At 73.6% G+C, this 17419-nt stretch carries 16 protein-coding genes; all 16 read right to left on the bottom strand.

Annotation, left to right across the window (positions count from 1 at the left end; translation table 11 throughout):
• Positions 1–155: 155 nt before the first annotated feature.
• Positions 156–941 (bottom strand): thioesterase II family protein, encoded by a 786-nt coding sequence (locus ACZ7G3_RS25735; RefSeq protein WP_470928406.1) that lies wholly within the window; start codon positions 939–941, stop codon positions 156–158.
• Positions 938–1456 carry a YbaK/EbsC family protein gene (locus ACZ7G3_RS25730; protein WP_470928405.1) on the bottom strand — a complete coding sequence of 173 codons (519 nt, stop codon included), beginning with the start codon at positions 1454–1456 and terminating at the stop codon, positions 938–940. Before ACZ7G3_RS25730 ends, ACZ7G3_RS25735 begins: the two co-directional genes overlap by 4 nt.
• Positions 1453–3045 (bottom strand): phosphoglycerate dehydrogenase, encoded by a 1593-nt coding sequence (gene serA, locus ACZ7G3_RS25725; protein WP_470928404.1) that lies wholly within the window; start codon positions 3043–3045, stop codon positions 1453–1455. Before serA ends, ACZ7G3_RS25730 begins: the two co-directional genes overlap by 4 nt.
• A gap of 61 nt (positions 3046–3106) precedes the next feature.
• Positions 3107–4111, bottom strand: a complete 1005-nt coding sequence (sbnA, locus tag ACZ7G3_RS25720; RefSeq protein ID WP_426517840.1) for a 2,3-diaminopropionate biosynthesis protein SbnA — start codon at positions 4109–4111, stop codon at positions 3107–3109.
• 4 nt (positions 4112–4115) lie between these two features.
• Positions 4116–5180, bottom strand: coding sequence for a 2,3-diaminopropionate biosynthesis protein SbnB (gene sbnB / locus ACZ7G3_RS25715; RefSeq protein WP_470928403.1), 1065 nt, complete (start codon positions 5178–5180; stop codon positions 4116–4118).
• Positions 5181–5246: 66 nt separating this feature from the next.
• Entirely contained in the window at positions 5247–8744 is a 3498-nt protein-coding gene (locus ACZ7G3_RS25710) for an amino acid adenylation domain-containing protein (RefSeq protein WP_470928402.1), read from the bottom strand.
• Between the two features lie 12 nt (positions 8745–8756).
• Positions 8757–9458 carry a DsbA family protein gene (locus tag ACZ7G3_RS25705; protein ID WP_470928401.1) on the bottom strand — a complete coding sequence of 234 codons (702 nt, stop codon included), beginning with the start codon at positions 9456–9458 and terminating at the stop codon, positions 8757–8759.
• On the bottom strand, positions 9455–10198 hold the full coding sequence (gene fabG / locus ACZ7G3_RS25700; RefSeq protein ID WP_470928400.1) for a 3-oxoacyl-ACP reductase FabG: 744 nt from the start codon (positions 10196–10198) through the stop codon (positions 9455–9457). Before fabG ends, ACZ7G3_RS25705 begins: the two co-directional genes overlap by 4 nt.
• The gene (locus ACZ7G3_RS25695; protein WP_470928399.1) at positions 10195–10713 is read right to left on the bottom strand and encodes a 3-hydroxyacyl-ACP dehydratase FabZ family protein; all 519 of its coding nucleotides are present in this window, start codon (positions 10711–10713) and stop codon (positions 10195–10197) included. The genes fabG and ACZ7G3_RS25695 overlap by 4 nt, the downstream gene beginning before the upstream one ends.
• On the bottom strand, positions 10710–11195 hold the full coding sequence (locus tag ACZ7G3_RS25690; RefSeq protein ID WP_470928398.1) for a 3-hydroxyacyl-ACP dehydratase FabZ family protein: 486 nt from the start codon (positions 11193–11195) through the stop codon (positions 10710–10712). Before ACZ7G3_RS25690 ends, ACZ7G3_RS25695 begins: the two co-directional genes overlap by 4 nt.
• Positions 11192–12298, bottom strand: coding sequence for a beta-ketoacyl synthase N-terminal-like domain-containing protein (locus tag ACZ7G3_RS25685; protein ID WP_470928397.1), 1107 nt, complete (start codon positions 12296–12298; stop codon positions 11192–11194). The genes ACZ7G3_RS25690 and ACZ7G3_RS25685 overlap by 4 nt, the downstream gene beginning before the upstream one ends.
• Complete coding sequence (locus ACZ7G3_RS25680) at positions 12295–13302, bottom strand: hotdog family protein (protein WP_470928396.1); 1008 nt, start codon at positions 13300–13302, stop codon at positions 12295–12297. The genes ACZ7G3_RS25685 and ACZ7G3_RS25680 overlap by 4 nt, the downstream gene beginning before the upstream one ends.
• 54 nt (positions 13303–13356) lie before the next feature.
• Entirely contained in the window at positions 13357–14112 is a 756-nt protein-coding gene (locus ACZ7G3_RS25675) for an alpha/beta fold hydrolase (RefSeq protein ID WP_470928395.1), read from the bottom strand.
• Positions 14109–14999 (bottom strand): beta-ketoacyl synthase N-terminal-like domain-containing protein, encoded by an 891-nt coding sequence (locus ACZ7G3_RS25670; protein WP_470928394.1) that lies wholly within the window; start codon positions 14997–14999, stop codon positions 14109–14111. Before ACZ7G3_RS25670 ends, ACZ7G3_RS25675 begins: the two co-directional genes overlap by 4 nt.
• Positions 14996–16126, bottom strand: coding sequence for a beta-ketoacyl-[acyl-carrier-protein] synthase family protein (locus ACZ7G3_RS25665; RefSeq protein WP_470928393.1), 1131 nt, complete (start codon positions 16124–16126; stop codon positions 14996–14998). The genes ACZ7G3_RS25670 and ACZ7G3_RS25665 overlap by 4 nt, the downstream gene beginning before the upstream one ends.
• Positions 16123–17379 carry a beta-ketoacyl-[acyl-carrier-protein] synthase family protein gene (locus ACZ7G3_RS25660; RefSeq protein WP_426602063.1) on the bottom strand — a complete coding sequence of 419 codons (1257 nt, stop codon included), beginning with the start codon at positions 17377–17379 and terminating at the stop codon, positions 16123–16125. Before ACZ7G3_RS25660 ends, ACZ7G3_RS25665 begins: the two co-directional genes overlap by 4 nt.
• Between the last annotated feature and the right edge of the window lie 40 nt (positions 17380–17419).

Below are 17419 nucleotides of genomic sequence, written 5' to 3'. Positions count from 1 at the left end.
GCTGTGCGGTCAGGCGGCCAGGATGCGCGGGACGTGCCCTCCGCCGGTCGGTGTCCGCACTGGAAGCGACCGGATGAAGGGACCGGATGCGGTCGTGACAGCGCCCGGCGCCGCCCGTCGGGCACGGGCGGCGCCGGGTGTCCGGAGGGGGCCGCTCAGCCGGCGCGGCCGGCCATGCGGGCGTCGACGAGGCGGGTGACGGACTCGCGGTGGTCCTGCAGATAGAAGTGGCCGCCGCTCAGCACGTCCAGCCGGAAGCGCGAAGGGGCGATGTCCGCCCAGCCCGACATGTCCTGGACGCCGATCGACGGGTCCCGGTCCCCGAGGTACGCGTAGACGGGGCAGTCGACCGGATCCGCGGGGCGCGGCCCGTAGGTGCCGACGATCGTGAAGTCGGCACGGATCGCGGGCAGCACGATGTCGCGCAGGTCGGGATCGGACAGCAGCGCCTCGTCCGTGCCGCCGAGCCGGCGGACCTCCGCGATCAGCGCGTCGTCGCCCTGCTCGTGCAGGCGCCGCGGCGTGAGCCGGTGCGGCGGCTTGCGGCTCGACACGTGGAGCGCGGCGGGCGACACGCCGTGCCGCTCGGCCAGCCGCAGGGTCATCTCGTAGGCGAGGGACGCGCCCATGCTGTGCCCGAACAGGGTCACCGGCACGTCGAGCAGCGGCAGCAACGCCTCCGTCACCTGCTCGGTGAGCTCCGCCATGCTGTCCACGCACGGATCGGCGAGCCGGTCGTGCCGGCCCGGGTAGCGGGCCACCACCACCTCCGTGCCGGCGTCGAAGGCGGTCCCCCAGGCGTGGAAGAAGCTCGCCGAGCCCCCCGCGTGCGGCAGGACGACCAGGCGGCGCCGCGGGGCGTGGGCGGCCGGGTAACGGCGGAACCACTGTTCCCCGGCGACAGCGGTCCGCGCTGCCGTGGTACGGGGGCCGAGACTCATGCTGTCGTCCTTCCGGCGGACTCCGGCCGGGTGGCGGAGTGCTGGGTGATGAACTCCACCCGGGGGCGGGCGAGAGCCACGTAGTCGTCGGTGTCCAGGGCGACCGAGCGGTCCAGGCGCGCCGCGTTGAAGAATATCTCGTCGTGCACGAGCAGTTCCGGGTCGACCACCAGGTCGAGTTCGGGATGGCGGGCGAACGGCACCACCGAGCCGCTGACGCTGCCCGCCAGCCGCTCGGCCACGTCCCGCGCCGCGAAGGCGGCCTCCGAGCCGCCGTACATCCCGCACAGCCCGTCGAGGTCCACCCGCCGGTCGCCAGGGACGACCGCCAGCACGTACCGCCGGGAGCGGCGTCCCGTCGCGACGCGCACGACGAGGCACTTGGCGGCCTGGGCCAGCGGGTGCCTGCGCAGCTCGCTGGCCCGCTCGGTGTGCCCCTCCGGGGGGTGGTCGATCAGCCGGAACCGGGCCCGGGCGCCGACCAGCTGCTCGATCAGCCAGTCGTACGCCGTCATCGTCGCCGCTCCAGACCCCAGCCGCGCACGGCACCCAGCCGGACGGCGGCGTCGTCGAGCGCCGCCGGACCGAGGGGGGCGGCGAGGGCCGCCACGACCAGGGCCGTGCCGCCGTCCCCGCCGGTACGGGCCAGCCGCAGGGACTCGACCGCCGCTCCGGCCCGGGCGAGCGCCTCGCCGACACGGGTGATCAGCCCGCTCTCGTCGGGGGCGAGGAAGAAGGCGAGGCCGTCGCCGAACGGTACGTCGACCTCGTGTCCGAGCAGCTCCACCAGACGCTCGCCACCGCGGTGCCCGGTCAGGGCGCCGGAGACCGAGACGTGTTCCCCGCCGGGCAGCGTGCCCTCGACCCGCACCAGGCTGCGGTGCGCGGCGTTCTCGGGCCCGGTGACCAGCTCGGTGTCCAGCCCTCGCTCCTGGGCGAGCAGCGGCGCGTTGACGTAGGTGACCCCGCCCTCCACCACGGGTGCCAGGAGGCCCTTGACCGTGGCGAGTTCCAGGGCCGCGAGTTCGTGCCGGGCGATCTCCCCGCAGACGGTGACGCGCAGCCGGCCGGGCAGCGCCCCGGCGGTCGCGGTGAACAGGCCGCCCAGCCGCTCGGCGAGTGCCAGCCACGGGTCGAGTTCCGCGTCGACCTCGCCCAGCCGCACATTGCAGGCCTCCGGCACGAAGCGGCCGGCCAACGCCTCCCGCACGGAACGCGCGACGGCCACGCCCGCCCGTTCCTGCGCCTCGGCCGTGCCGGCCCCGAGATGGGGGGTGACGACCACGTTGTCCAGCTCGAACAACGGGGAGTCGGTGCACGGTTCGGTGGCGAACACGTCGATGCCCGCGGCGGCGACCCGGCCCTCCTTCAGCGCCGCGTACAGCTCCGCCTCGTCGACGATGTGGCCGCGGGCGGCGTTGACGATGCGGATGCCCGGCTTGACGCGCTGCAGGGCGTCGAAGCCGAGGATGCCGGTGGTCTCCGGTGTCCTCGGCAGATGGACCGTGAGGAAGTCGGAGGACTCGAGGAGCTCGTCGAGCCCGACGACGCGCGCACCCAGCCGTTCGGCGTGCCCGGCCGGAACGTACGGGTCGTGGGCGAGCAGCCGCATGCCGAACGCGGCCATGCGGCGGGCCACCAGGGAGCCGATGCGCCCGAGTCCGAGGATGCCGAGTGTCCGGCCGGACAGTTCGACGCCGGTGAACCGGCCGCGCTGCCACTGCCCGCCCTTGAGCGCGGCGTCGGCCTGCGGGATGTTGCGGGCCACGGCGAGCAGGAGACCGGCGGTCAGCTCGGCGGCGCTGGTCACGTTGGAGGTGGGGGCGTTCACCACCATCACGCCGGCGCGGGACGCCGCGGGCACGTCCACGTTGTCCAGGCCCACCCCGGCCCGGCCGATCACCTTCAGCCGGGTGCCCGCCGCGATCGCCTCGGCGTCCATCCGGGTGGCGCTGCGCACGAGCACCGCGTCGGCGCCGGGCAGCGCCGCGAGCAGCGAGGCCCGGTCGGCGCCCGCGCAGTACCGGACCTCGAATTCCGGGCCGAGGGCGTCGACGGTGGCGGGTGAGAGTTCCTCGGCGATCAGTACGACTGCCTTGTCCATGTCGCGGGTTCCTTGTCTCACAGGTGTCTCGGGGCGCCCTCCTGCGGGGCGCGTGGGGGACTCAGCCGGCGCCGGGGACCAGTTCCAGCTCCTTCTCCGGCTCCCCCGCGTCCCAGGTCTGTGGCGCGCCGAAGTGCCGTTCCACCCATGCGGGGTCGTACACCGTGTCGAGGTAGCGGTCCCCCTGGTCCGGGGAGAGGGCCACCGCGGTGAGCCGCTCGCCGCGCGGCCGGCCGGCCAGCCAGCGCAGTGCGCCGCTGACGACGGTCCCGGTGGAGCCGCCGAACAGGAAGCCCTGGCGGGCCATGGCGTGGCAGCTCTGGAGGGTGTCCCGCTCGGGCACCATCACGACCTCGTCGAGCAGCCCCTCGTCGAGCAGTTGCGGACGGACGCCCGCGCCGAGGCCCGGGATGTGGCGGGTGGACGCCGGCCCGCCGAAGGTGACCGAGCCGACGCTGTCGACGGCGACGATCCGCACACCGCCGCCCCGTTCGCGGAAGTAGCGGGCGCAGCCCATGAGCGTGCCGGTGGTTCCCGCGCCGACGAACAGCACGTCCAGGTCCGGGAACTGGGCGGCGACGGACGGGCCGGTGGTGCGGTAGTGGGCCAGCCAGTTGTGAGGGTTGACGTACTGGTTGAGCCACACGTAGTTGGGGTCGAAGTCGACCAGGCGCTGCACGTAGTCGATGCGGGCGCCGAGCAGCCCGCGTTCCTTGTCGGCGCGGGAGATGACGAGGACACGGGCTCCGAAGGACTCCATCAGCCGCCGGGTGGCGGGGTTGCAGCGCGAGTCGGTGACGCAGACGAAGCCGTAGCCGCGGTGGGCGGCGATCATGCTGAGGGCGACACCGAGGTTGCCGGAGGAGGACTCCACGAGCACCGCGCCCGGGGTGAGGGTGCCGTCCCGCTCCGCGGCGAGCACCATCTCCAGGGCGGCCTTCAGCTTGACCGAGCCGGCGAGGTTGATCCCCTCGTACTTCAGGTAGAGGGGTACGTCGAAGACGGACCGGAGGTCGACGAAGACGTCGTCGACGTTCATCTCGTACGGGGCGGTTATGACGGTCACTTCATCACCGGATTCCGTTCGGCGCCGGGTCGCCCTGGCGGCCGTAGCGGTCGAGCTCGTGGAAGAAGCCCTCGACGACCGGCAGGCGGCCGGTGTCGCGCAGTGTGTCGAGGACGTGGCGGCCGACGGCGAGGTCGAGCACGCCGAGGCCGAACGGCGAGAAGACGACGGGCCGGTCGGCGGGGAGCCCGACGCGGCCCTCGAGGACGTCGTACAGCGTGCCGTCGATGAAGTCCCTTCCGCCGGTGAGCTGTTCGGCCAGGTGGGGAGAGGTGTCGGCCTTCAGGCAGTGCTCGACGTCGTCGAGGATGTTGGCGGAGGCCAGCAGGATTTCGGGGGCGAGGTCGCGCAGGGACACGTTGAGGACGAGCGGGTTGTGCGCGAACCAGGCCGGGTCGTGGATGTGCGGACGGGGCGCGACGGTGGCCAGGACGATCAGGTCGCTGGACCGGACGAGTGCCTCGGCGGTGCGGTGCACGACCACGGAGGCGTCGCCGGAGCGGCCGGTCAGGTAGCCGGCGAAGGACTCGGCGTGGGTGTCCGACAGGTCGTGGACGCCGAGTTCGTCGAACGTCCAGCCGGTGGCCTCGAGGTAGTGGTGGACGTAGCGGCCGATGAGCCCGCCGCCGATGAAGCCGATGCGTCGCGGGCGCTCGCCGCGGCTGAGCCGCTCGGCGGCGAGGGCGGCCGAGGCGGCGGTCCTGGAGGCACTGATGATGGAGCTCTCCAGGCAGGCGATCGGGTATCCGGTGGCGGGGTCGTTGAGGATGAGCACCGCGGAAGCCCGGGGGATTCCGGCCGCGACGTTCTCGGGGAAGCTGGAGATCCACTTCAGTCCGTCGGTGGGCCGGTCGCCGCCGACGGACGCGGGCAGCGCGATGATGCGCGCGCTGGGCCGGTCGGGGAAACGCAGGAAGTAGGAGGGCGGGTTCACCGAGTCGCCCCGGCCGTGCAGCCGGTAGACGTCCTCGACCAGGTTCACGACGTGCTTCTCGCTGCCGGTGAGCACCTCGGCCACCTGCGCGCCGGTGATCACGGCGAAGGGGGGCACGAGCGGCTGGCGGGACATGGTTGCTCCATCCGTGAGTGGTGGGTGGGCGGCCGGGCGCGGCGGGCGCGCCCGGCCGGCGTGCGGTCAGGAGGACGCGGGGAGGGCGACCGGGTCGCCGAGGACGACGGCGATGTGCCGCTCGCCCTCGTAGGGCTCCCGGCTGTGCGCCATGCGGAGGTTGTCGACGACGAGCAGGTCACCGTCGCGCCACGGCTCGCGGAGCGTGTGCTTCTCGTACACGCCGTTGATGGTGAGCACCGTCTCCTCGTCGAGGCGTTCGCCGCTTCCGTAGCGGCTGTTGAAGGGCAGTCCGTCGGGCCCGAACTCGAAGGTGAGGTATTCGCGGACGACGGGGTCCAGGGTCCACTCGTTGAGGAAGGCGATCTGGTTGAACCAGCCGGGCCGGCCCGTCACCGGGTGGGTGAGCACCGCGGCGGCCCGCTGCCGGGTGCGGAGGTCGCCGCCCGGCTCCCAGCGGTACTCGATGCCCCGGGCGGCGCAGTACGCCTCGACGTCGGCACGGTGGTCGCTGCCGAAGGCCTCGTTGAGACCGACGCCGACGGTGCCCGTGTAGTTGCGTTCGACGAGCCAGCCCTCGCTCTCGAAGCGGCGGACGAGGCCGGCCGGGAGCGCCTCGAGCACCTCGGCCGAGTCGCTGACCCCGGTGGCGCCGCCGGACTCGGGCGCGGTGAGGCAGGCGAAGAGGAGGGTGCCGGGCACCTCACGGGCGTAGCACAGCTCGTGGTGCATGCACATGGGCTGGTCGGCCGGCCACTCCGTGGACGAGTAGACGCCGTCGGCGAGCCGCCGGCGCGGGGCGAAGCCCTCGCGTTCGGTCATCACCTCGTGCAACAGGGCCCGGCCGACCCGGCCGACGGTCCCGGCGTCGGCGAGTCCGAGGCCGCGCACGAGCACGGCGCCGTGCTCGGCGACCGTGGCACGCAGCCGGCCGGCGTGTTCGGCGGCCCAGGCGGCGGGGTCGGCGGGCGGCGGCCCGTCCAGGACGAACACCGCGGGCCGGCCCTCGGTGCGGACCACGTCGAACGGCGCGGCACCGCCGTCGGCGCCGGGTGCGGTGGTCGCGGCGGCCGGACCGGCCTCGGCCGCGGGACCGGCCGCCGGGTCCGCCGGCCCGGGGGCGGGGGCGGCGGAGGTCGGGTCGTCGACGAAGGCGGCCAGCGCGGCGAGGGTCGGGTACCGGGTCACGTCGCGCAGGGTGAAGGCGCGCTCCGTCCGTACGACGAGACGTACCGCGGAGAGTGAGGTGCCGCCCAGGTCGAAGAAGCCGTCCGCGCGGCCGATCCGCTCCACCGGCAGCCTGAGGACCTCGGCCCAGGCGGCGGCGAGCCGGCGCTCGGTGGCGGTGCGGGGTTCCTCGCGCTCCGCCGTGCCCTCCTGTTCGGCGAGTTCCGCGGCGAGGGCGCGCAGGGCGCGCTTGTCGGTCTTGCCGTTGGGGGTGAGCGGCAGCGCGTCGAGCCGTTCCACCCGGCTCGGCACCATGTACGCCGGCAGGGTCTCGCGCAGCCGGTCGCGCAGGGCGTCGGACGTCGTGTCCAAGCCGCACTGGAAGGCGACGAGACGGCGTCCCCGGTCGGGTGACTCGACGACCACGACGGCACCGTCGCGGACGCCGTCGACGCGCAGCAGCTGGTTCTCGATCTCACCGATCTCGATGCGGAACCCGCGGATCTTGACCTGGGCGTCGCGGCGGCCGAGGAATTCGAGGGTGCCTCCGGGCAGCCGTCGTCCGAAGTCGCCGGAGCGGTACAGGCGGTGGCCTGGGCGGTGCGGGTCCTCGGTGAAGGACTGGGCGGTCCGTTCGGGGTCGTTGATGTAGCCGCGTCCCACGCAGACGCCGGAGAACACGATCTCGCCGGGGGCGCCGAGCGGCACCGGGCGCAGGTTCTCGTCGACGACGTACACGGAGACGTTGTTGACGGCGCGGCCGAGGGGCACGGAGTCCCACGCCGGGACGGCGGTCATGACCTCGTGGTTGGTGTCGTCGGACGTCTCGGTCAGGCCGTAGGCGTTCATCAGCGCGATGTGCGGGAAACGCGCGAACCAGCGGACGACCAGCTCCTTCTTCAGGGCCTCGCCGGTGACCGAGACGCAGCGCAGCGCGGGCAGGTCGCGGGGGCTCTCCTCCAGGCGGCTGAGCACGACCTCCAGGTAGGAGGGGACGACCTGGAGGACCGCGACCTCGCCGTGCTCGACGGTGTCGAGGTAGCGGTCGACGTCGAGGATCGCCTCCTGTTCGACGATCAGGGTGCGGCCACCGACGACGAGGGCGGCGACCAGCTGCCACAGGGAGATGTCGAAGGACTGGGGGGCGGTCTGGGCCACGACCTGGCCCTGGGTGATGCGCTGGTCGTCGATCTTCGCGAACAGGTGGTTGACGAAGCCGGCGTGCTCGCACATCGCGCCCTTGGGTTCGCCGGTGGAACCCGAGGTGAAGTAGAGGTAGGCGAGCTGCCCGGCGGCGACGGGCACTCCCGGGTCGCCGGTGGGGCGTTCCTCCGCGTACGCGTCGGCGGCCGTGAGCGGTTCGACGCCCTCGGGGGCGGCCTGCCGCACCTGGCCGAGCGCGCTGTCCTCGGTCAGCACCAGGCGGCAGCCGCTGCGGGCCAGGGTGCGTGCCATCCGGTCGGCGGGGGCGTGCGGTTCGACGGGCAGGTAGGCGGCGCCGGCCTTGAAGACGCCGATGACGCAGGCCAGCCAGTCCAGGGTGCGCTCGGTGATGACGGCGACCACGGGCTCGGTGCCGAGGTCGCGAGCGAGCAGGGCGTGGGCGACGCGGTTGGCGCGGGTGTTGAGCTCCGCGTAGGTCCAGCTGCGGCCGGCGTGCACGGCGGCGACGTCCGTGGGCCGCAGGCGGACCTGCTCCTCGAAGAGCTCGTGGAACCGGCGGTCCGGCAACGGGCGGTTCGGGCCGGACAGTTCGTGGACCTGGTGGTGGTACTCGGCCTCGGACAGCAGCCCCCGGGCGTGGGCGGGGGTGTCCGGGCCGTCCGTCAACTGCTTCAGGGCCGTGACGTGGTAGCCCGCGATCCGCTCGGCGGCGGCCGCGTCGAGGACGTCGGTGCGGTACCCGATCAGCAGAGCGGGACCGTCCGCGTCGAGACGCGGGGCGACGCGCAGGGCCGTGTGCCCGGACGGCGCGGCGGGCGCACCGGTGGCACTGCCGAGGTCCAGGACGGTCTCGAAGGCGCCCTCGGCCGGCTCGGCGGCAGCCCGCGCGGAGGCGGTGAGCAGCTCGCGCCAGGTGTGTCCCTCCAGGGTGAGAACGACGGGCACGGGTCGCGGTGCGGCGGTGGCCGGGGATGCGGGGTGCGGCGCCGGGGGCAGATAGCCGGCGAGGAGGGTCCGCTCGCCGCTGATCGCGGTCAGCACGGCCGTGTGGGCGGCGAGGGCGGCGGCCTCCCAGCCGGTGCCGGTACGGCGGGAGAGCAGCCGGGTCCGGGCGGCGAGCCGGTGCGGCACGGGGTGGCGCAGTTCGGCCCAGCCGGGGCGGCCGGGTTCACCGGCCGGGGCTGGCGCGACCCAGCGGGGCACGGTCCGCTGGGGGGTCGGCGTGGTCGTCATCGGTGTCTCCTGTCAGACCGGGCGGCTGCCGTCCGGCGCGGCCGGCGACGGGATCGCGTCGAAGGGGGCGTCGCTGACGCCGTCCCAGGCCTCGCCGCGGACCGCGGCGACGAACGCGCCCACCCGCTCGGCGCCCCAGAACGGCTCGCGGCCGTGGACGAAGAACGGCACGCCGAAGGCGTCGTCGTGGTAGGCCGCGATCAGGCACTCGGCGCCCTTGATGCGCAGCTCGGGGTCGTCGACCGAGTCGGCGACCGACGGGTCGAGGCCCAGGTCGCGGGCGATGGCGGCGATGGTGGCGCGGTCCGCGAGGTCCCGGCCCTCGTTCCAGCGGGCCCGGTAGGCCCGGTCGACGAACTGCCGGCCCAGGCCCTGCTCCTCGGCGGCCAGGTAGGCGAGGTGGGAGACCTCCCAGTGCGGGGCGCGGTCCACGGGCCACGTCACCTGCCAGCCGCGGGCGTGGGCCCAGCGGCGGGCGTCACGGAGGATGTAGAAGTTCTTGGTGCGGTGCATGGGCATCACCGGCAGGGTCACGCCGGCGTCGGCGAGCAGCCGGGTGGACTCCTCGTCGGGCTCCCAGTACGGGATCCACTCGATGCTGTCGAGGACGTCCGGGTACTTCTCGCACAGGTCGCGGTAGGCGAACCAGGAGTACGGGCTGCGCAGGGAGAAGTACCACCTGGGCTGCTTCTTCCTGCCGTGTACGGTGCTCACAGGGCTATCCCCCCGTCGATCTGGAAGACGGAACCGGTGATGTAGGCGGCGCGCGGTCCGGCGAGGAAGGCGACGAGGTCGGCGACCTCCTCGGCGGTGCCCATCCGGCCCAGGGCGACGGAGGCGAGTGCCTCGGTGCGCAGCCGTTCGGGCACGGCGGCGACCATGTCGGTCTCGACGAATCCCGGGGCCACCACGTTGACGCGGATGCCGTAGCGGCCGACCTCCTTGGCGAGGGACTTGGACAGGCCGATGATCCCGGCCTTGGAGGCGGCGTAGTTGGTCTGGGTGGCGTTGCCGTACACGCCGGCCACGGAGGAGAGGTTCACGAGCGAGCCCCGGCGGCGCTTCATCATCCCGAAGGTGACGGCGCGGCAGATGTGGAAGACACCGTCGAGGTTGGTGCTCAGCACCGAGCGCCAGTCCTCGTCGGACATCATCACCAGGCCCTTGTCGCGGGTGATGCCGGCGGAGGTGACGGCGGTCTCGACGGGGCCCAGTTCCTGTTCCGTGGCGCTGACCCAGGCGCGCACCGCGGCGGCGTCGGAGACGTCGACGCCGCGGTGGAGCACGCGGGCGCCGAGTGCCTCCGCCTCCTTGGCCAGGATCTCGGCGGCGTCCTGGCTGGTGCGGTAGCAGAAGCTGATGTCGTAGCCGTCCGCCGCGAGCTTGAGCACGGCGGCCCGGCCGATACCCCGGGAGCCTCCGCTGATCAGGGCCACGGGCCTGGTCTCGGTCATCGTTCGGCCTCATTTCCGGTTGCGGCGGACGGGTGGGTGGGGGCGTCGGGCCCCGGGGGCCGGAGCAGGCCGGCGGGGCGGAAGGCCATCACCATCTGCCCCACGGTCATCACGGTGCGGTCGCCGCAGTGGCTGCTGCCCTCGAAGACGACGGAGTCGGTGAAGGTACGGGTGACGGCCACCCGGTGCTCGACGACGTCGCCGGGCAGGACGGGGTGGTGGAACACGGCGTCGGCCACCGAGCCGAAGAGCATGATCTGGTCCGGCGGCGCGCCGCCGCCGACGACGGTGAGCAGGCCCGCCGTCTGCCCCCAGGACTCGACGAGCAGGCTCGGCGGGTAGGCGAGGTCCGCGTCCGGGGCCGTGCCGGCGTACCAGGGCTCGTTGACGGTGATCGCCTTCACGGCGCGTATCCGTTCGCCCGGGACCACGTCGACGACGCGGTCGACGAGCAGCATCGGGTAGCGGTGCGGCAGCAACCCGGCGACGGACGAGGCCGGGCCGACGGCGGTCATCGGGCACCTCCGGCGGGCTCGAAGCGCAGGCGGACTCGGGCGGCGGGGCCTCGGGAGGTGGTGGCGGTGGCCTTGCAGCGCCACGCGGTGCCGGTGTGCTGCCAGGTCAGGGCCAGTCGGAGGGTGTCGCCCGGGTAGACGGCGCCGGAGAACCGGGCCGACTCGACGGCGGCGAGCGTGCCGGGAGCGGACGCCGGATCCGCGTCGAGGGCAGCGCGGCGGACGCACTCCAGGACGCAGACGCCGGGGAAGATCGGGAATCCGGGATAGTGCCCGGCGAACACCGGTTCCGTCTCGCGCAGTTCGGCCGTGGCGCGGGCCGCCAGCCCCTCGCCGGTGCGGGACTCCACGACGATCCGGGCGGCGACGGGACTGACCGCGGTGGCACCGCTCGTGGCGGCGGCGGGCGCGGAGGCACCGGGCGCGTCGCGGAGGGCGGTGGCGGCGGGTCCGGCGCCGTGACCGTCGCTCGCGCCGCTCATCGGGGACCCGCCAGCCTGAGAACCGCGCAGGCCAGGGAGCCGTCCCGGTCGGCGGACGTGACCAGGGCGATGCCGCCCGCGGCCGTCGTGTCGTCGGCGGCGGTGGCGAGCAGGGTGGCGATCTGGAACTGGGCCGACGCCGCGGACACGTCACCGATCCGGCCGACGGCCGGCACCCGGTCCACGGCGGGTGCCCCGCAGACCTCGGTGAGGACGTCCCGCTCCAGGTGGCCGAGCAGGCCCGGCGCGTCGCTGGGGCTCGCCGCCCACACCTGGCCGGCGGTGACGCCCGCCGCTTCGAGGGCGGACCGGACGCAGGCCTCGAGCGTGGCGCGCACCCGGCTGCCTGTGGCGACGCGGGACCGCACCGCCAGTATCTCGGCGAGCGCGGGGCGCTCGGGCGTGGCCGCGGAGGCGGGGCGGATCAGCATGACGGCCGAGCCCTCGCCGAGGGCGGCGCCGGGTGCCTCGGGGCCGCGGCTGTGCCGCTCCAGCCAGTACCGGGCGTGCGAGTACTCCTCGGCGGCGGCGCACAGCACGGTGTCCGCGCGGCCCGTGGACAGCAGCCGGATCGCGTAGTTGAGGGAGAGCAGGCCCGCCGCCCGGCCGCCGGCCAGCGTGGTGTTGGGGCCCTTGATGCCGTACCAGATGGCGCACTGGCCGGCCGCGCAGTTCATCACCGCGTTGGGCATCACGGCCGGGTCCACGTCGTAGGGCCGGGCGCCGACCAGGGAGCTGCGCGTGAAGTCCATCATGCTGGCGGCGCTGCCGGTGGTGGTCGCCAGGACGAGCGCGGCCCGCTCACCGGTCTCCGTCTCGCGCTGTGCTCCGGGCCGGTCGAGCAGGGAGCCGACGGCGGCGACGGCGAGGCCGGTGACCCGGTCCATGGAGCGGGTGCCCTTCTTGCCGAGCACCTCACGGACCTCGAAGCCGGGGACCAGGTGGGCCCGGCTGAGGGGGACGTTCCAGCGTTCGGTGTCCACGGGGGCCAGGGTCGGCCGCTGGGCGCGCACGCCCTCGGCGAAGGCCTCGGCACCGATGCCGTGCGGGGAGACCGCCGACCAGCCGGTGATGACCGGCGGCCCGGTCACGACGGCGTTCACGACACCGCCTTGCGGGGCGTGGTGAGTGCGGTGACGGTGGCTTCGTCGAACTCCGCCATCTCCCACTGGTTGGGCTCGGTCTCGTGGAGGTAGCCGTGCGTGATGGTTCCGGTGGCGGTCTTCACCAGCTGCCCGTCGCGCACCACGTAGCAGTCCATGCGGGTGGTGTAGAGCAACGTCTTGAAGATGTTCTCGACGGTGTAGACGGTGTAGAGCTCCTCCTCCATCACGGTCTCGTCGAGGAGTTCGACGCGGGACTGGGTGACGACGGGGATCCACCCGCGGGTGTCGAGGACCTCTTTGATGGCCAGTCCCCGGTCGGCGAGGAACAGGTCCTCGACCTCTTCCATGATGCGCAGGAAGCCGGACATCTGGACGCGCTCGTTGTAGTGGCAGTAGAAGTATCCGACCCGCCAGCGCCAGCCGAACGCGTTGGTCTCGCCGATGAGTTCGGTGAGCACCGGGTCGGCGCTGGTGCCGCGTCCGGCCGTGAACTCGCCGTACGGCACGGGTGCGGTCGCCAGGTCCAGCCGTTCGCCCGTGCCCAGGCGGGCGGTCGTGAAGCGTTCGAGACCGGCCGGCCAGGGTTCCTCGGCGCGGATGTGGCCGTCGGCGCGCAGCACCACGACGAGGGTCGAGTCCGCGCACCGCACCCGCTTGCCGTCACGCTCGACGAACTGCTCGACCCGGAAGCGGAACCGGTTCTCACCGTCCTTGGTCTTCGGTGTGACGACGGCCTCCACGTCGTCGTCGACGGCGAGCAGCGCGCCGAGCCGGGAGCGGATGTCGACGACGTCGAAGCCCAGTCCGTGGCGCCGGTACAGGTCCACGACGGGCAGCCCGGCTTCCCTGAAGTGATGCAGAACCGCCGCTTCGGCCACGTAGTTGATGTGCTTGAAGCCGATGGCGAAGCTGATGTTGTTGCCTTCGAACAGGGGACGCAGCCGCGCCGTGGTCGAGGTCTGCAGCAGCGCCGTCACCGAGGGGTGGGGCGTCGGGTCCATCACGGACTCCTTCGTGTCGGGGTGTTTCGGGTCGGCCGGGTGGTGCGGGGCTTCTCAGGCGTCCGCCAGGGGCCGGACGCGGTCCGGGATCCGGTCGAGGAAGGCGTGCACGGCGCCGGTGAACCGGGTGGGCGCCTCGAGCATCGGGAAGTGGCCGCAGCCGGGCAGTTCCAGGCACTCTCCGGCGGGCAGCCGGGCGGCGAGGTGGTGTGCCTGGGCGACGGGCGCGGACCGGTCGGTCTCCCCGCCGATCACCAGAGCCGGCGTCTCGACGAGGTCCACGCGGAACAGCGGGGTGCGCAGATAGGCCTCGAAGAACCGCAGCCAGCCGTAGGGGCCGATCCACTCCGTCATGCGCCGGGCCATGTCGGCCAGCCGTTCCGCCTCGATGCGGTGGCCGGGGGTGCGCAGCCGGATCGACTCGGCCATGGTCCGCGGGAAGTCGTCCAGGGTCGGCGCGATCATGTCCCAGTGGAAGTCGTCGGCGTCGGACCGGTAGAAGGGGTTGACGAGGACGACGCCGGGCAGCTTCAGCGGGTCGTCCGCGGCGGCGCGGCCGCTGAGCAGGTCGAGCAGTACCACCGAGCTGAACGAGTGGGCGACCACCACGTCGGCGCCGCCCGGGACCGCGTCGAGCACCTCGGCCAGCCGGGCCGCGGAGTCGGTCTCGTGACGCCAGTCGTCGATGCCGCCGCTGTGCCAGGGCAGCCGCGGGGCGTGTACGTCGACGCCGTCGCGCCAGTGACCGGCGAGCGGGTCCCAGATGCCCTCGTTGTTGGCGAGTCCGTGCAGCAGTACCACCCTCGTCATGCCGCGCCTCCCGGCGGAAGCAGGGCCGCTCCGGCGGCGCCGGTCAGGGCGTACGCCGGCCGGGTGCCTCCCTCGGCGAACCAGCCGACGGCGGCGGCGCACTGCACCACGCCGAGGGCGCCGGACAGTTCGCCCCAGCCGGTGAGGGCGACGCGCAGGGTGCCGGACGGCACGGGGCCGGTGTCGGTGCTGAGCCACAGCCCGCCGCGCGGGGTGCGCCGGGTCAGCTCGGCGACGGTGGCGAGGGGCTGTGCGGTGCGCACCACCGGGCCGAGCAGGGCGCGCGGCTCACCCGTGGCGGTGCGGCTCAGCACGAGCGCCGCGCCGCCGTCGGCGACCGGCCGGCCGACGAGCCGCCGGGTGACCTCGTTGTCCGGTTCGACGCCGGTGACCAGGACGTGGTCGGCGCGTCCGGAGCGCAGCAGGAGGGCGGCCCAGCGTACGGCGTCGAGGCCGGAGGTACGGCCGTTGCACACCGTGAGGTTCGGGCCGCGCAGCCCGTACCGGATGGCGGTTTCCGAGGCGATGATGTTGCTGGAGGCGTTCGGGGTGTCCATCGGGCTCAGGGCCGCGGTGGATTCCTTGGCGATGGTCTCCACCGCCCGGCACACGGTGTCCGCGTTGCCGAGGTTGGAGCTGACCACGGTGGCGACCCGGTCGCCGGTCACGGCTCTGCCGTCGGACCCGAGGAGACCGGCGTCGGTGAGTGCGGCATACGCCAGGTGGAGCCCGAGCCGGGTGGCGCGGTCCTTGAAGCGCAGCCCCTTGCGGCCGATGAGGGCCGCGGGGTCGACGGGGTCGGCACCGGCGACGGCGGGACGCAGCAGGGCGTCGGGGCCCGACGCGCCGGGGAGGGCCACCGCGACGCCCGAGACGGCGAGCGTCATGCGGCACCTCCCACGATGGCGACGGCGTTGACGCCGCCGAAGCCGAAGCTGTTGACCTGGGCGAGGCGCATCGGGGTGACGAGCGGTTCGCCGGCGACGAGGCGCAGGGTGCTGCCCTCGGGCAGCGGGTCGGCCAGGCCCGCGATGGGCGGCACGACCCCGGCCTCCAGGCAGCGCAGCGCCACGATCAGGCTGAGCAGTCCGGCCGAGCCCGAGGTGTGTCCGGTGAGGGACTTGATGCCCGTGAGCGCCGGGTGGGTGCCGGCGAACACCTGGGCGGTGACGGTGGCTTCGGTACGGTCGTTCAGCGGGGTGCCGGTGGCGTGCAGGACGACCAGGTCGATGTCGGCCGGGGCGACTCCGGCGTGCCGCTGCGCCTCGCGGACGGCGCTCTCGACGCCCGTCTCGTCGGGTGCGGTCTGGTGGTGCGCGTCGCAGTTGACGGCGACCGAGTGCAGCAGGCCCCGCACGGGCCGGCCGGGCCGCGCCTCGCGCGTCAGGACGACGGCGGCGGCGCCCTCGCCGAGGATGGTGCCCCGGCGGTCCTTGTCGAAGGGGCGCACGGAGGGCGGCGGGTCGAACTGGACCCGGTCGGCCTGGCCGAACATGCTTTCGGTGACGACATCGCAGCCGGCCACGACGACCGTGTCGGCCTCGCCGAGTTCCAGCAGGTCCCAGCCGAGGGCCAGCGCGTAGAGGGAGGCGGAGCAGGCCCCCGCGAAGGTGTGGGTGTCGATGGCTCCGAACCGCTCGCGCAGGACGTTCTCGAAGTGCAGGCGGTCGGCGTCGAAGACGGTGCCGTCGCGCCACCACAGTTCCAGGGAGCGCAGTTCGCGCAGTCCGGTGCCGACGAGGACGGGTATGCCGCCGAGGTCCTCGGGCAGTCCGGCGTCGGCGGCGGCCTGCCGGACGGCCTCCGCGAGGAGGTGGCCGGCCCGGCCGGGCTCGTCCAGGCCGGGGTGGGGGCGGTCGTCGATCTCGAACAGCTGCTGGGCGCGGTACCGGGAGCGGTCGAAGGCCTTCAGCGGTGCGAGTCCGCTGCGGCCGGCGCAGAGGCTGTCGAAGATCTCGCCGGGGTCGGCGCCGATGGCGGCGACCGCGCCCGTACCGGTGATGGGGTACGTCATCCGATGTCACCGTCCCGGTCGTATCTGCCGAGGATGACGATGGCGTTGTTGCCGCCGAAAGCGAGGCCGTTGTTCTGCACCACGCGCAGGTCGGCGTCGACCGCGTGGTTGGGCACGCAGTCGATCTCGCACTCGGGGTCGGTGCGGCGGTGGTTGATGGTGGGCGGGATGAAGCGGTGGGTGATGGCGAGGCCGCAGGCGATGGCGCCGAGGGCGCTGGCGGCGCCCATGGTGTGGCCGAGCATCGACTTCAGGGAGATGGTGCGCGGGGTGTCGGCGCCGAACACCGAGCGGATGGCGGCGGCCTCGGTGATGTCGTTGGCCTTGGTGCCGGTGCCGTGCGCGGAGACGAGGTCCACCTCCGCGGGTTTCACGCCGGCGTTGGCCAGCGCGAGGCTCATGCACTGGGCGACGCTGTCGCCGTTCGGGGCGACCTGGTGGAAGGCGTCGCAGTTGAGGCCGTAGCCCAGGACCTCGGCGTAGATGCGTGCGCCGCGGGCCAGGGCCGACTCCAGGCTTTCGAGCACCAGCAGACCGGCGCCCTCACCGGTGAGAATGCCCTTGCGGTCCGCGTCGAAGGGCTGGCACACCTCGGGGGCGATGGTGCCGAGCCGGTAGAAGCCGGTGAACGTCTTGCGGCACATGGCGTCCGCGCCGCCGCACAGCGCGTATTCCGCCTCGCCGGAGCTCACCGCGTCGAAGCCGTAGCCGATCGCGTAGTTGCCCGCGGAGCAGGCGGTGGCGATGGTGGGGGCCTCGACGTCGGTGAGGTCCAGTTCGTGCGCGATGGCCGTGGAGAGCCGGGCCGCCGAAACCCGCCGGACGATCTGGGGGTCCATGTGCTCCGGACCGTCGGCGAGTTCGGCGGCCACCAGCCGGTCCAGCTCGTAGGACTCGCCGTCCGTGGTGCCGACGGAGATCAGTCCCCGTCGGCCGGCGAGGTCCGCGGGATCCAGACCGGCGTCACGCAGCGCCATGACCGCCGCCGCGACGGCGAAGCGGCTGGCGCGTCCCAACTCCCGCACCGGGGTGCGGGAGATCCACTGTTCGGGGTCGAACCCCTTGACCTCGCAGCCGTTGACGTGGGCGAAGCCCTCGACGTCGAACAGCGAGATCGGGCTGGCACCGCTGCGGCCGGCCCGTAGGCTCTCGGTGAATTCCTCGGCCCCGATGCCAATGCTGGAGATCACTCCGAAGCCGGTGAGGACCACCCGGCGATTTCCGGTTACGCCGCCGGGGCGTACTGAGGACATGTTTTCCCCTTAAACCTTCGGTTCGGCGGGACGGTGCCCG

The sequence above is a fragment of the Streptomyces sp. NPDC037271 genome (assembly GCF_055603605.1).
The sequence above is the reverse complement of the archived record's forward strand: the minus strand, read 5'-3'. Positions and strand labels throughout refer to the sequence as shown.